Annotated in this window: 12 protein-coding genes and 1 tRNA gene; 5 read left to right on the top strand and 8 right to left on the bottom strand. The window is 58.8% G+C overall.

Annotated elements, in window-relative coordinates:
• Positions 1 to 248 (top strand): hypothetical protein (locus tag ACFOZ5_RS14520; protein WP_379888560.1); only part of this gene is annotated, 248 nt, incomplete at its 5' end.
• A 244-nt stretch (positions 249 to 492) separates the two neighbouring features.
• Positions 493 to 1,515, top strand: coding sequence for a phage integrase (locus ACFOZ5_RS14525; RefSeq protein ID WP_379888562.1), 1,023 nt, complete (start codon positions 493 to 495; stop codon positions 1,513 to 1,515).
• A gap of 911 nt (positions 1,516 to 2,426) precedes the next feature.
• On the opposite strand, the gene ACFOZ5_RS14530 is transcribed toward ACFOZ5_RS14525, so the two are convergent.
• The 4 genes from ACFOZ5_RS14530 to rpsU all read right to left on the bottom strand — a co-directional run bounded on the left by ACFOZ5_RS14530 (position 2,427) and on the right by rpsU (position 6,762).
• Positions 2,427 to 2,503, bottom strand: a tRNA-Ile gene (locus ACFOZ5_RS14530).
• Between the two features lie 82 nt (positions 2,504 to 2,585).
• Complete coding sequence (gene rpoD / locus ACFOZ5_RS14535) at positions 2,586 to 4,424, bottom strand: RNA polymerase sigma factor RpoD (RefSeq protein WP_379888564.1); 1,839 nt, start codon at positions 4,422 to 4,424, stop codon at positions 2,586 to 2,588.
• A 191-nt stretch (positions 4,425 to 4,615) separates the two neighbouring features.
• Positions 4,616 to 6,370: a DNA primase gene (dnaG, locus tag ACFOZ5_RS14540; RefSeq protein WP_379888566.1), complete on the bottom strand. Its 1,755-nt coding sequence runs from the start codon at positions 6,368 to 6,370 to the stop codon at positions 4,616 to 4,618.
• Between the two features lie 176 nt (positions 6,371 to 6,546).
• A complete protein-coding gene (gene rpsU, locus ACFOZ5_RS14545; protein ID WP_007153483.1) occupies positions 6,547 to 6,762 on the bottom strand; it encodes a 30S ribosomal protein S21 in 216 nt (71 codons plus the stop codon).
• A gap of 223 nt (positions 6,763 to 6,985) precedes the next feature.
• On the opposite strand from rpsU, the gene tsaD reads away from it, so the two are divergent.
• Entirely contained in the window at positions 6,986 to 8,038 is a 1,053-nt protein-coding gene (gene tsaD, locus ACFOZ5_RS14550) for a tRNA (adenosine(37)-N6)-threonylcarbamoyltransferase complex transferase subunit TsaD (RefSeq protein WP_379888568.1), read from the top strand.
• Between the two features lie 22 nt (positions 8,039 to 8,060).
• Here tsaD and plsY read toward each other — a convergent pair whose 3' ends face one another.
• Complete coding sequence (gene plsY / locus ACFOZ5_RS14555) at positions 8,061 to 8,654, bottom strand: glycerol-3-phosphate 1-O-acyltransferase PlsY (protein WP_379888570.1); 594 nt, start codon at positions 8,652 to 8,654, stop codon at positions 8,061 to 8,063.
• Between the two features lie 108 nt (positions 8,655 to 8,762).
• On the opposite strand from plsY, the gene folB reads away from it, so the two are divergent.
• Both folB and folK read left to right on the top strand, forming a co-directional pair.
• The gene (folB, locus tag ACFOZ5_RS14560; RefSeq protein ID WP_379888572.1) at positions 8,763 to 9,122 is read left to right on the top strand and encodes a dihydroneopterin aldolase; all 360 of its coding nucleotides are present in this window, start codon (positions 8,763 to 8,765) and stop codon (positions 9,120 to 9,122) included.
• Positions 9,119 to 9,616 carry a 2-amino-4-hydroxy-6-hydroxymethyldihydropteridine diphosphokinase gene (gene folK / locus ACFOZ5_RS14565; RefSeq protein ID WP_379888574.1) on the top strand — a complete coding sequence of 166 codons (498 nt, stop codon included), beginning with the start codon at positions 9,119 to 9,121 and terminating at the stop codon, positions 9,614 to 9,616. Before folB ends, folK begins: the two co-directional genes overlap by 4 nt.
• A 9-nt stretch (positions 9,617 to 9,625) precedes the next feature.
• Here folK and pgi read toward each other — a convergent pair whose 3' ends face one another.
• From pgi to panB, 3 genes are read right to left on the bottom strand one after another with little or no spacing between them, the layout of a single operon-like run.
• Positions 9,626 to 11,275 carry a glucose-6-phosphate isomerase gene (gene pgi, locus ACFOZ5_RS14570; RefSeq protein WP_379888576.1) on the bottom strand — a complete coding sequence of 550 codons (1,650 nt, stop codon included), beginning with the start codon at positions 11,273 to 11,275 and terminating at the stop codon, positions 9,626 to 9,628.
• A 24-nt stretch (positions 11,276 to 11,299) separates the two neighbouring features.
• Entirely contained in the window at positions 11,300 to 12,148 is an 849-nt protein-coding gene (panC, locus tag ACFOZ5_RS14575) for a pantoate--beta-alanine ligase (RefSeq protein ID WP_379888578.1), read from the bottom strand.
• On the bottom strand, positions 12,148 to 12,939 hold the full coding sequence (gene panB / locus ACFOZ5_RS14580; protein ID WP_379888580.1) for a 3-methyl-2-oxobutanoate hydroxymethyltransferase: 792 nt from the start codon (positions 12,937 to 12,939) through the stop codon (positions 12,148 to 12,150). Before panB ends, panC begins: the two co-directional genes overlap by 1 nt.
• Positions 12,940 to 13,230: the final 291 nt, after the last annotated feature.

Consider the following 13,230-nt stretch of genomic DNA (forward strand, 5'->3'; position numbering starts at 1 on the left):
ATCTCATCAGCGAACCAGGGGACTTTGTCGGGCGGGCCAAACTCGGCACGGAAGCGGGGATCACTAAAGTATTCATTGAATACGCCAAACCAGTACTCACAGAAGGCGCGCTCAATTGGCATGGTAGCAACGGATTCCCTGCCGTATCCGTGCATACCTTCCTTGGTTCGGGTTTGGAAGTAGCCCTTAAGTTTGCGTTTTTGGGTCTTGCTAAAGGTATATACCATTTGGTTTCACCTGTACGATAATATATACAGGGTATATACCTTGTATATATTAAGTCAATGAACATCTAAGTCACTGTTCTGCAAAGGGTTGGTTTCCATGAATGGCTCACTATGGTTTTATGTGGTTTAGAAACGATCTCGATCGTTTTCTATGAAACGTGTTACAGGGACGTTTACGGTCGCGCCCTGGGCTTGCTCATTGATCCTCGCCATCGCCGCTAGCCCAGCGCACGGCCGTCGTTGCTTTGGAAGGGGGAAAGAAACAGTGACCGTCCGAAAATTGGAAAGTGGTGAATGGCTCGCGGACTTTCGTCCTAACGGTCGCGGAAGCCGAAGGTATCGAAAGAAGTTTAAGGCGAAGGCCGAAGCGGTTCGCTACGAAGCCTACGTTAGGGCCAAGGTAACCAAACAGCCAGAATGGATGCCTCCACAGAAGGACTCAAGGTCTCTGGCAGCGCTTATTGAAACGTGGTTTAAGAATCATGGAGCCAACCTCAAAGACGGAAAGAGCCGATACAAAAAGCTCCTCAAGCTATCCAATCTGGCCTCAGACCCCTTGGCTTCAGAGATTACGGACAAGTGGTTCGTTGAATTTAGGAAAAAGAGGCTGGAGGCTGGGGCATCGCCTTCCACGGTCAATCACGACCTGGCTTACCTGAAGGCTTTATTCAATGAGCTTGAGCGGACTGGTGACTGGGACAAGGGCAACCCTTTGCGGAACATTAGAAAGCTAAAGGATGAGCCAACTGAGCTTACCTATCTACAGTCTGATGACATTAAGCTGCTACTGAACTATCTAAAGGGCTTGCGGGATCAGGATTGCTATCTGACGACGAAAATATGTCTTTCGACCGGTGCTCGATGGTCAGAGGCTGAAACACTGCGAGTAGAGCACATAGCCCAAAACCATGTGGCGTTCTATAGCACGAAAAACGGTAAGCCAAGGTATATACCCATAGATCGAGAGCTTTATCAAGAGATTAGACAGCACGCTAGGAAAAGAAGGGGAAGGCTATTCAAAGATTCGTATGGCGTAATCAGTGAGGTTTTGAAGGAGTGCGGAATAGCGTTACCCAAGGGGCAAAGAACTCATGTCTTCAGGCACACGTTTGCCAGCCATTTCATGATGAATGGTGGAAATATTCTGGTTCTGCAAAAAATTCTAGACCATTCGTCGCTACAAATGACCATGAGATATGCACACTTTGCTCCCGAGCACCTCGTTGAGGCAACAACCAAAAACCCAGTGGTAAATCTTGAAAGAAAAGAACCAAGTGTGGTTTCATAAGTGAAAGCCGCTGGCTGCCACCAGCGGCTTTGCCTTCCCTGGAAACTACTTTCCTAGTTGGGTGTCGATCGGCGGTGGGGGCGTGTCTTCACCGCCTTTCCTTTAATCACCCGGGTATATTCTCTAACCACAACTATCTTCTTACCCTTTTGAGTTTTCATGACCTAGTTCCTCATCAAAGAGTGAAAGCTGGATGTATTCGTGTGTTGCTGGCAAGCCGCTTGGAGGGCTTGAATCGTTGGCAGGAGGCGGTGGGGAAGTCTCTAAGGTCCTTTGGAAAAGAGTTGGGATGAGAGTGTGGTATAATCGATCAGATTGTGATCGATTGCTTTTCGAGCTGATCGGTTTGTCACCGTTTGCGCTTGTCATACTGTTTACCTGTGTTGGGTTTTAATGATGCTGGGTTATAACCAGCACCATTAATATAACACAGCGGTATAACGGTGATCAAATTCTGCCCGATGCTCCCTCTGCTCAGGCTCAAAGGCAGCCCCCAAAGAATCTAACTTGGGGGTAGGGGGCTACCTCGTCGCCGTCGCTGTAGGTCTTATTCCAGAAGCTAAACGCCCGTGACAGGGTCTAGCAACCCCCGTGGTCGCTCCGCTCGCATCGGGGGTTGCTAGACCCCGCCCCGGACGTTTTTAACGCATCTGCGACCGACAGCGACGGCGACGAGGCAGCCCCCTTATCCAACTTAGGTTCAATACCGTGAAGCCAAGAGGCCAAAACAAGAGAGGACACCTCGTAAGGCGTCATATCGTTGTGATGCGCTACGAGTTCCAGGAGGAGATAATCTTCAATTGTTAATTGATTGAAGAACTTACGGAATTTTTTTGTGGACACTATGTGGTCACCTCACCTCTAATGATTGGAGAAAAAGAGGAGAATAGCGCCTAAGTGTTTGAAAGGAGTGGTGGGCCCAGCTGGACTCGAACCAGCGACCAAGGGATTATGAGTCCCCTGCTCTAACCAACTGAGCTATAGGCCCTTTTCTTCAAAAAATGGTAGTAGAAACAAAGCGGGCGCCATTATACCGTTGAGGCATGGCGCCCGCTACTGTGTTGGCCGGTTTAACCGTTGCCCTGGTCGTCAATAAAGCCGCGCAGGTGGTCAGACCGTGACGGGTGACGCAGTTTGCGAAGGGCCTTGGCTTCGATCTGACGGATACGCTCCCGGGTGACGTCGAACTGTTTGCCGACTTCTTCCAGGGTGTGGTCGGTGTTCATCTCGATGCCGAAGCGCATGCGCAGTACCTTGGACTCCCGGGCGGTGAGGCCCGCAAGGACGGAGCGGGTGGCTTCCCGCAGGCCTTCGGCGGTGGCGGAATCCACCGGGGAGAGGGCCTGGATGTCCTCGATGAAGTCGCCCAGATGGCTGTCTTCGTCGTCGCCAATGGGGGTTTCCATGGAGATCGGCTCTTTCGCGATCTTCAGTACCTTGCGGATCTTGTCCTCCGGCATCTCCATGCGCTCGCCCAGCTCTTCCGGCGTGGGCTCGCGGCCCATCTCCTGCAGCATCTGACGTGAGATGCGGTTGAGCTTGTTGATGGTTTCGATCATGTGCACAGGAATACGAATGGTGCGGGCCTGGTCCGCAATGGAGCGGGTGATGGCCTGACGAATCCACCAGGTGGCATAGGTTGAGAACTTGTAGCCACGGCGATACTCGAACTTGTCCACCGCCTTCATCAGGCCGATGTTGCCTTCCTGAATCAGGTCCAGGAACTGCAGGCCCCGGTTGGTGTACTTCTTGGCAATGGAGATTACCAGCCGCAGGTTGGCCTCGACCATTTCCTTCTTGGCACGACGGGCCTTGGCTTCGCCGATGGAGACGCGACGGTTGATTTCCTTGATGTCAGGGATGTCCAGGTCCACTTCAGCCTGCACATTGGCAATGCGCTTCTGCAGGCGGACGATCTCGTCCAGGCGTTCGCTGATCGCAGAGGCATAAGGCTTGCGGGAGCGGGCGATTTTCTCCGCCCAGTCCAGGTTGGTCTCGTTGCCGGGGAAGGACTTGATGAACTCCTTCCGGTCCATACGGCATTCACGGACGCAGATACGCATGATGGCGCGCTCGTTCTCACGGACCAGCTCATTGGTGGACCGCACCACCTTAACCAGCTCTTCAAAGGCCTTGTTGGCCAGCTTGAACGGCGCGAAGACCTGGCCAAGCTCATTCAGGGTCTGCTGGGTCTTTTTGTTCGCGCGGCCGTACTTTTCCAGGCACTCTTCGGCTACGGCAAGTTTTTCCTGCAGCAGTTCGAAGCGCAGGCGGGTTTCTTCCGGATCCGGACCGCTCTCTTTTTCCTCCTCGGAGTCGTCGTCATCGTCGTCGCTGGAGGTGTCAGTGTCCGTGGTATCAGTGGTGTCTTCGCCCATGAACGGTTCGGCGTCGTCCGGGTCCAGGAAGCCGGTCACGATATCGCTGATGCGACCTTCGTTCTCGATGATGCGGTTGTATGCCTGGATCACGGTACCGGCGGTGCCCGGGAAATGGGCGATGGCCGCCATTACATCGCGGATGCCCTCCTCGATGCGCTTGGCGATAACGATCTCACCCTCGCGGGTCAGCAGCTCCACCGTGCCCATTTCACGCATGTACATGCGCACCGGGTCGGTGGTGCGGCCAGCGTCGGATTCCACCGCGGCCAGGGCGGCGGCGGCTTCTGCTGCGGCGGCCTCATCAGCGGTGGAGTCGCCTTCGGTCATGATCAGGGTGTCGGCGTCAGGAGTCTCCTCGCTGACCTGGATACCCATGTCGTTAATCATGCGAATAATGTCTTCTACCTGATCCGGATCCGCGATATCCTCAGGCAAATGGTCGTTGACCTCGGCGTAAGTCAGGTAACCTTGCTCTTTTCCTCGGGCAATGAGGTCTTTCAAACGGGATTTCTGAGAATTGCCTGACATAGACACCCTGTGAACTTGATGGTAAAAAGGAAAAAAGTTAAACAACCATTATAGCTGTCGCGAGAAACGACTGCCACCGAATGGTTAGATGGTGATCAGTGGTTCCGGTTTCAAGTCGTCTTCGAAAAAATCCTTTGCTTGCAATCTTTTCTCTCGAAAACGTCTGATTTGACTGGCACTTTCCCCAGTCTCTATCCGTGTTTTTCCTTACTCCCCGCCAATGAGGCCTTGAGCTGTTGACGCTCTTCCGGGCTCAGGTCGGCAAAGTTCAGGTCCCGGGCCTTTTCCGCCAGGGCGCGCAAGCGTTGCTTCTGCCGCGCCTCCTGGTCGGGAGCCAGCAGGGAGCGGGCGCTGTCCAGAGCTTCCTGTCGCGCCGGTAAATGCTCGATGCCATCGAACAGTGAGCGAAAGCGCTGCTGTTCCTCCGGCGACCGGGCCAGCCGCTGGTAAACCTGGCGGCGGGTTTTGATGCCATTCTGGCTGAGCCAGTCGGCAAAGCCGGCGGCCCTGTCCAGCTGACGATCCTGGCGGCACAGGTCTTTCAGTTCTTCTGCCATCTCCGGCGCTTCCAGCATGGCCAGGCATAGCATATGGGTTCGGCTAAGTCGCACTTGCACCCGTTCCTGAGGTGCGGCGACATTGCTCTGGCCGCCTGACCGGTAGCTGTCCCGGCCATTGCCGTAGCTCTGCCAGCGCCTCGGCGGCCGGCAAAGCCGCATCATCTCCTGCCACATGGCGTTGCGCAGGCTGCCCTGCGGCATCTTGTTGAGCATCGGCTCCACCCGGGAGCGCAGCTCACCCTGATTTTCCGGCAAGGCCAGGTCGAGGCCTTCCTGCATGCGGTCAAACAGATACCGGGACAGGGGCTTGGCCTCGCTGATGCGACGCTCAAAGGCCTCGGCCCCCTCCTTGCGGATCAGGGTGTCGGGGTCCTCCTGGTCTGGCAACATCAGGAACTGCAGGTGAATACCATCGGCCAGCAGTTCCAGTGCATTCTCCATGGCCCGGTCCGCGGCCCGATACCCGGCCGTGTCGCCGTCGAAGCAGAAAACCAGGTGCCGTGTCTGCTTCAGCAGTGCGTTCAGACTGTCCTGATTGGTAGCGGTACCCATGGCGGCAACAGCATAATGAATGCCGTACTGGGCCAGGGCGATCACGTCCATGTAACCTTCAACCACCAGCAGCTTGTCGACGCGGCGTAGCGCCTGGCGGGCCTCGAACAGGCCGTATATCTCCCGGCTCTTGTGGAACGCGTCCGACTCCGGCGAGTTGATGTACTTTGCCTTGTCGTCCCCCAGTGTGCGGCCGCCGAAAGCGACGGTGCGACCACGGGTGTTGCGGATCGGAAACATGACCCGGTTGCGGAACAGATCCCGGGGGCGACCATATTTATCCGATACGGTGCCGGTTTCGATCAGCGGCTTGCGCAACTCTTCGCTGGCGGCGCTGTAAAGCGCCGTACCCGCGCCGGGGGCGAAGCCGATCTGGTACAGCTCGATAACCTGCTGATCCAGGCCTCTTTTGTTCAGGTAGTCCCGCGCCAGCTCACCTTCCTGACTGGCCAGGCGGTTGCGATAGAACTGGTTGGCAAAATCCAGTGCGTCGGTCAGCGTCCTAGCCTGGCGGATTTGCTGGCTGGCCACCTTGTCATAGGGCACTTCAAGACCGGCCCGACGAGCCAGCTCCTCTACGGCGGCGGTGAAGTCCAGCCCCTCGAACTCCCGCACAAAGCTGATGGCATCGCCGTGAGCACCACATCCGAAACAGTGATAGAAGCCCTTGTCCGGCCGGACGTTGAACGAGGGAGTCTTCTCATCATGGAAGGGGCAGCAGGCTTTGTAGTTGGCGCCGGCTTTCTTGAGGGTAATGCGGGAACCAATAAGTTCGGCAAGGTCTGTCCTGTCCAGCAGGTTTTCAATAAAGTGCTGGGGGATCAGTCCGCTCATGCCTACTCCTGAAGGGCCGTAACCGCGCCGGTTGCACTGGTTGAGACAAGCGCAAAATGCCGCCGGAACAGTGCCCCGACGGCATTGGTATCACGCATGTCTGTCAGTATGTGGCTGACAGGTCTGTCGCGCCATGAACGGGTTCAAAACCCTGCCGGGCAGGGCGTCGACCGTTCTTAGTACAGGCGCTCGAACTTGCGCTGTTCCCGCTGAAGCTTCTTGAGATGACGCTTGACGGCAGCGGCAGCCTTGCGTTTGCGAACGGCAGTGGGCTTCTCGTAGTGTTCGCGACGACGAACTTCCGAGAGCACACCCGCTTTTTCGCAGGAACGCTTGAAACGACGCAGCGCTACGTCAAACGGTTCATTCTCTTTCACTTTAACAGCTGGCATTAAAGATCACCTACCTTGAATTCGGTTTGAAATATTGGACAAAAATCGGCCAGTCCTATTTAAGGGCGGCAATGATAGCGCCTGTGGGTGTTGATCGTCAATTGTCTGGTGAAACTATCGCTACTGTTTCTGCTAGAATGCCGCCAATTTTCTCCACTGGTGTCCCGTCCGGGTAATTCGTACGAATTACCCGGACGGGACACCAAACCTGAGGTACCGACCCATGCTGATTCTGGGCATCGAAACGTCCTGCGATGAAACCGGGGTGGCACTTTACGACAGCGAACGTGGCCTGCTGGCCGACGCCCTGTTCAGTCAGACCGACCTGCACGCCGACTACGGCGGCGTCGTCCCGGAGCTGGCATCCCGGGATCATGTGCGCAAGCTGTTGCCCCTGTGTGATGAGGTGCTGGCCAAGGCCGGCTGCCAGCGTCATGACATTGCCGGCATTGCCTATACCGCTGGCCCCGGCCTGGTGGGGGCGCTGATGGTGGGTGGCTCTGTGGCCCATGCCCTGGGTCTGGCCCTGGATGTGCCGGTGCTGGGTATTCACCACATGGAGGGCCACCTGCTGGCGCCCATGCTGGAAGACAATCCCCCGGCTTTCCCGTTTGTGGCGTTGCTGGTTTCCGGTGGACACACCCAACTGGTCAAGGTGGAGGGCATCGGCCAGTACGAATTGCTGGGTGAGTCGGTGGATGATGCCGCCGGTGAGGCTTTCGACAAGACTGCCAAGATGCTGGAGCTGGATTACCCCGGTGGGCCGCGGGTTGCGGCACTGGCGGAAAAGGGCCACGAAGGGGCCTATCGCTTCCCGCGCCCGATGACGGATCGCCCCGGCCTGGAATTCAGCTTCAGCGGCCTGAAAACCTTTACCCTCAATACCGTGACCGCCGAGAAGCAGGCCGGCAACTGGAATGACCAGACCCGCGCCGACATAGCGCTGGCATTCGAGAGCGCCGTGGTGGATACCCTGGTCATCAAATGCCGCCGGGCCCTGGAGGCGGCGGACTGTGACCGTCTGGTGATGGCGGGCGGCGTCAGTGCCAACCGCAGGCTGCGCGCAGCACTGGAAGCCATGGCGGGAAAGAAAAAGGCGTCTGTATTCTATGCCCGGCCGGAGTTCTGCACGGATAATGGCGCGATGATCGCCTATGCCGGTTGTCAGCGCCTGCTTGCGGGTCAGCGGGATGGCGACAGGATTGTGGCGAAGCCGCGCTGGCCGATGGATACCCTGCCGGGGCTGCTGGAACCACGGATCGACGGTCTGGCTTAGCGTGATTTGCCCGGACGGGAGACTAGAACCGGCTTTCCCGGCCCTGGGCCAGACGTATCAGGTTATTGCGATGGCGTATGACGATTACAATCGCAAGCAGGCCAAACATGGGCAGGGTCTCCGGTTCGAGCAGGACGCTGATGACCGGGCCGGAGCCGAGTGCGATCACCGAGGCCAGGGCGGAGATTCGCCAGCGCCACAGCACCACCAGCCAGACCAGCGACAGCAGAGCGGTGGTCAGCGGTGCCAGCACCAGGCCACAACCCAGGGCCGTGGCCACGCCCTTGCCGCCCTGGAACCGGTACCAGACCGGTACCATGTGGCCGGTAACCGCGCACAGCGCGACCATGGCCTGGGCAAATACGGAAAAGTCGGACTGTTGCGCCAGCCAGACGGGCAGGGCGCCTTTCAGGGCGTCCAGCAGCAGGGTGACGGCGGCGGGCAGCGGGCCGCCGCTGCGGTAAACGTTGGTGGCGCCCGGGTTGCGGGACCCCAGCGCACGGGGATCAGGAAGCCCCGACAACTGGCAGATGGGGATGGCAAACAACACCGAGCCCAGCAGGTAGGCAAAGGCGCAGATGGTGATCAGCAGAAGCGGTTGGCTGGCTACGTCCATGATTGGTCGGGTGCCCTGAAGTCCGAAACCAACGACCTTATCCCGTTGCCAGCAGCGGTTCAATCAGCAAATTCTCGATCACCGAATTAACCAGACGGGACACAAGCTTTGACCGACAGCGTATTGATCGAAGGCCTGGCCGTGGAAACGGTGATTGGCGTCTATGACTGGGAGCGGGAGATCCTCCAGCAATTACGGGTGGATCTGGAAATGGCCTGGGACAACCGCCCTGCCGCCGCGTCCGATGATGTTCGGCAGGCGCTGGACTATGCCGCCGTGAGTGAATACGTGCAGGCCTTTTTCGAGCGTTGCCAGCCAGCGCTGCTGGAGACCGCGGCAGAAAAACTGGCTGCAGACCTGATGGTAACCTTCGCGATTCCGGCGCTTCGTCTGACGCTCTGGAAGCCGGGGGCAGTGCCTGCGGCCCGTCAGGTGGGCGTGCGTATCCAGCGTGGTGACTGGTCATGAGCGCAACGGTGCAGGTTTTTATCGGGGTAGGCAGCAACGTCGACCGCGAGCGCCATATCCGTGCCGGGCTTGATGCCCTGACCCGGGAATTCGGCGAGCTTCAGGTGTCGCCGGTCTATGAGAGTGAGGCGGTGGGCTTTGACGGTTCGCCGTTCCTCAACCTGGTGGTTGGCCTACGTACCGGTATGACGGTAGCCGACCTTAGCCGTTGCCTGAAGGCGATTGAGGTGGAGCACGGCCGCAAGGTCAACGCCCGTCGTTTTAGCCCCCGCACCCTTGATCTCGATATCCTTACCTATGGCGACCTGGACCGGCCCCGGGACGGCGTGGAGATCCCGAGGGAGGAGATCCTGCTCAACGCGTTTGTTCTGAGGCCCCTGGCGGACCTGGCCGGCGATTGCCGTCACCCTGTCGACGGGCGCACCTACCGCGAGTTGTGGCGGGCCTACCGCAGTGACCAGAGGCTATGGCCAGTGGATTTCCGCTGGTCATAGTCCCCCGGACTATTCGCCCCGGAACAGCCTCATCAGACCGGCAGTAGAGCTGTCCAGGTTGTCATCGCTGACACCCTCGTCCAGTTGCTGAAGGATGGGTTTGCCCAGCTGCTTGCCCAGCTCCACCCCCCACTGATCAAACGAGTTCAGGTTCCAGATCACGCCCTGAACAAAGGTGCGGTGCTCATAGAGTGCCACGAGGGCGCCAATGGTCTCAGGCGATGCCTTGTCGAACACCAGGGTGTTGGACGGTTTGTTGCCGGTAACAACCTTGTGGGGCGCCAGTCGCTCAACGTCATCGGCAGCCAGGCCCTGGACCTGCAGCTCGGCCCGGGCCTCATCCTCTGTCTTGCCCTGCATCAGGGCCTGACTCTGGGCCAGGCAGTTGGCAAACAGGGTGGCATGGTGATGGGCCACCGGATTGTGGCTGTTCAGGGGGATGATGAAATCCGCCGGTGACAGCACCGTACCCTGGTGCAGCAACTGGTGGTAGGCATGTTGTCCATTGGCGCCGACTCCTCCCCAGATCACCGGGCCGGTTGCGTAGTCCACGGGCCGGCCATCGCGGTCCACCCGTTTGCCATTGCTTTCCATGTCCAGTTGCTGGAGATAGTCGGGAAGGTTTTTCAGGTATTCATCATAGGTGAGGATGGCGTGGGTGTCCGCGCCCCAGAAATTTATGTACCAGACCCCCAGCAGTGCCATAACCACTGGCATGTTGTCCTGCAGAGGGGCGTCGCGGAAGTGTTCGTCCATGGCCCGGGCACCGTCCAGCAGGCGGCGGAACTGGTCCATGCCCAGAGTCAGCGCAATGGGCAGGCCAATAGCGGACCAGAGAGAATAGCGACCGCCCACCCAGTCCCACATGGGGAAGATGGCGTCCTCGTGGATGCCGAAGTCCCGGGCTGCTCCGCTATTGGCGGTAACCGCCACGAAGTGATGTTCCAGGTCGGCCTCGCTGGCGCCTGCATCCAGCAACCATTGGCGGGCCAGCTCGCCGTTGGCCAGGGTCTCCTGGGTGCCAAAAGACTTGGATTGCACCAGGAACAGGGTGTTTTCCGGCTTGACCTGCCGCAGCACTTCGCTGATATCCGTGCCGTCTATATTGGCCACGTAGTGGCAGTGGACGCCATCCCGGGCCAGTGGTTTCAGTGCTTCGGTGACCATGCAGGGGCCCAGGTACGAGCCGCCGATACCGATGGATACAACGTCGGTGAGCGTGTCGCCCCGGAAACCGGTCAGTTTGCCCTGGTGTACCTGGTCCACGAAGCTTTCCATGCGGTCCAGGGTGGCCCGGATTTCCGGCACGATGTTCTCGCCGTTAACCCGGATGTCGCTGCCTGCGGGGGCCCGCAGGGCGGTGTGCAGGGCGGGGCGATTCTCAGTGTTGTTGATGGCAGCGCCGGAGAACATGGCCTTGATGGCGTCCGGCAGTTGGCAGGACTGTGCCAGGTCCGTCAGCAGGGGCAGGGTGTCACGGTTGATGCGGTTCTTGGAATAGTCCAGGCGCAGACCGGCGGCCTCAATGGAAAAGCGGTGGAATCGCTCCGGGTCGCCCCGGAACAGCTCCCGCATGTGGGTGGCAGTGAGGGAGGCCTTGTGTTCACGCAGGGACAGCCATTCAGGTTTGCGGACAAGCGGAGAACTTTCCTTGGTCATATCGCTTCCTTTCGCTGGAGGGAGTTAGCGTTCGACGGACAGGTTATCTATCAATCGCGTTGTTCCCAGGAAAGCTGCCGCCAGCACGGTAATCTGGCGGTCTCCGGGTACTGCCGGCTTCAGGGTATGGCTATTGACGATATTGAAGTAGTCCGGTCGGAAGCCCCGGGCGTTGAGTGTGTCGCGGGCCGTGGCTTCCAGATCGGCAAAGTCATTGTTGCCATCGGCAATTGCCTTGCCGGTTTCCGAAAGTACCTGATGCAAGGCTGGTGCCACCTTGCGTTCGTCCGTGGACAGGAAACCATTGCGTGAGCTCATGGCCAGCCCGTCGCTCTCCCGCATGGTGGGCAGGCCGATGACGTCTACCGGGATAAACAGGTCGTGCACCATTTTGCGGATAACCGCCAGCTGTTGGTAGTCCTTTTCACCGAACACCGCGACGTCGGGCTGCACCATATTGAACAGCATGGTCACCACCGTGGCCACCCCTTCGAAGTGACCCGGGCGGCTGGCACCGCAGTGGCCTTCGCTTACCTCGGGCACGACCACCTGGGTCTGTCGGGCCAGTCCGTCGGGGTAGATCTCCTTCACCGGGGGGGTAAACAGCAGGGTGTTGCCCTCTGCTTCCAGCCTGCGCTGGTCTTCCGCCAGTGTGCGGGGGTAGGTGTCCAGATCCTCGCCGGCGCCAAACTGCATGGGATTGACGAAGATGCTGGTGACCACTACATCTGCTGCTTCCCGGGCGCGGCGCACCAGTGCCAGGTGGCCTTCGTGGAGGTTGCCCATGGTGGGCACCAGGCCCACGCGCTTGCCCTGGGAGCGATAGCTGCGAACGATCGCCCTGAGTTCCTTGATGGTATGTGTGGTACGCATTACTTGAACGTATGCTCCTCGCCGGGGAAGGTGCGTTCGCGAACGGCCTTGACGTAGGCCTGGATAGCGCCGGGAATGCTGCCGCCTTCGACCAGGAAGTTCTTGACGAACTTGGCCTTGCGGCCTTCGGGAATGCCCAGCATGTCGTGTAGGACCAGAACCTGGGCATCGGTGTCCTTGCCCGCACCAATACCGATCACCGGAGCCTCCACGGCCTGGGTGATGCGGGCCGCCAGCGGTGCGGGCACACACTCCAGCAGGATGACATCGGCGCCGGCGGCCACCAGGTCGCAAGCGTGCTCTATCATCAGCTCCGCCTGTTTTTCGTCGCGGCCCTGGACCTTGTATCCGCCCAGCTTGTTCACGAACTGGGGCGTCAGGCCCAGGTGGGCACAGACCGGCACACCCCGCTCGCTGAGTGCGGCGATGGTGTCTTTCATCCAGTCGGTACCTTCCAGCTTGACCATATGGGCGCCGGCGCGCATCAGTTCGGCAGCGTTGTCCAGGGCATCGGGAACCGTGCCATAGCTCATGAAGGGCATGTCAGCCATGATCAGGGAGCCCCGGTTGCCGGCGGCCACGCAGCGGGTGTGATAGCACATTTCCTCGAGGGTGACAGGAAGTGTGCTGTCATTGCCCTGCAGAACCATGCCCAGTGAGTCGCCGATGAGCATGACGTCGACACCGGCTTCACTGACAACCTGGGCAAAAGCCGCGTCATAGGCGGTCAGCACGGCAAAGGCTTCGCCCTTGTCCTTGTAGTCTCGCAGGGTGTTGATGGTAACGGCCATAGATAAGACGCCTTTACTGGAGTGATGTGACGGGTTGAGCGTCGGGATCCTGTGGCGTTATTGCCACCTGCTCCCGTCCAGGGACCCTCTAAGGTTAATGGTGGGGCGGTGGTGAGGCAAGAGGTGCCTAGTGTCCCGTCTGGCTAATTCCTTAATCTACTGCTTGCCTCTGAGGGCTCTGACCAAGGCGCCAGTCTGCCGGTGTGGTGTGGTTCCACATCAAAGACTGGCAACACAGGCTCAGAGTCCTCAGAGGCAAGCCCTTCGGGAGCTCCTGAAAAGCCGAATAGC

The organism is Marinobacter lacisalsi, assembly GCF_042651045.1.
In the GTDB taxonomy this organism is placed as follows: domain Bacteria; phylum Pseudomonadota; class Gammaproteobacteria; order Pseudomonadales; family Oleiphilaceae; genus Marinobacter; species Marinobacter lacisalsi.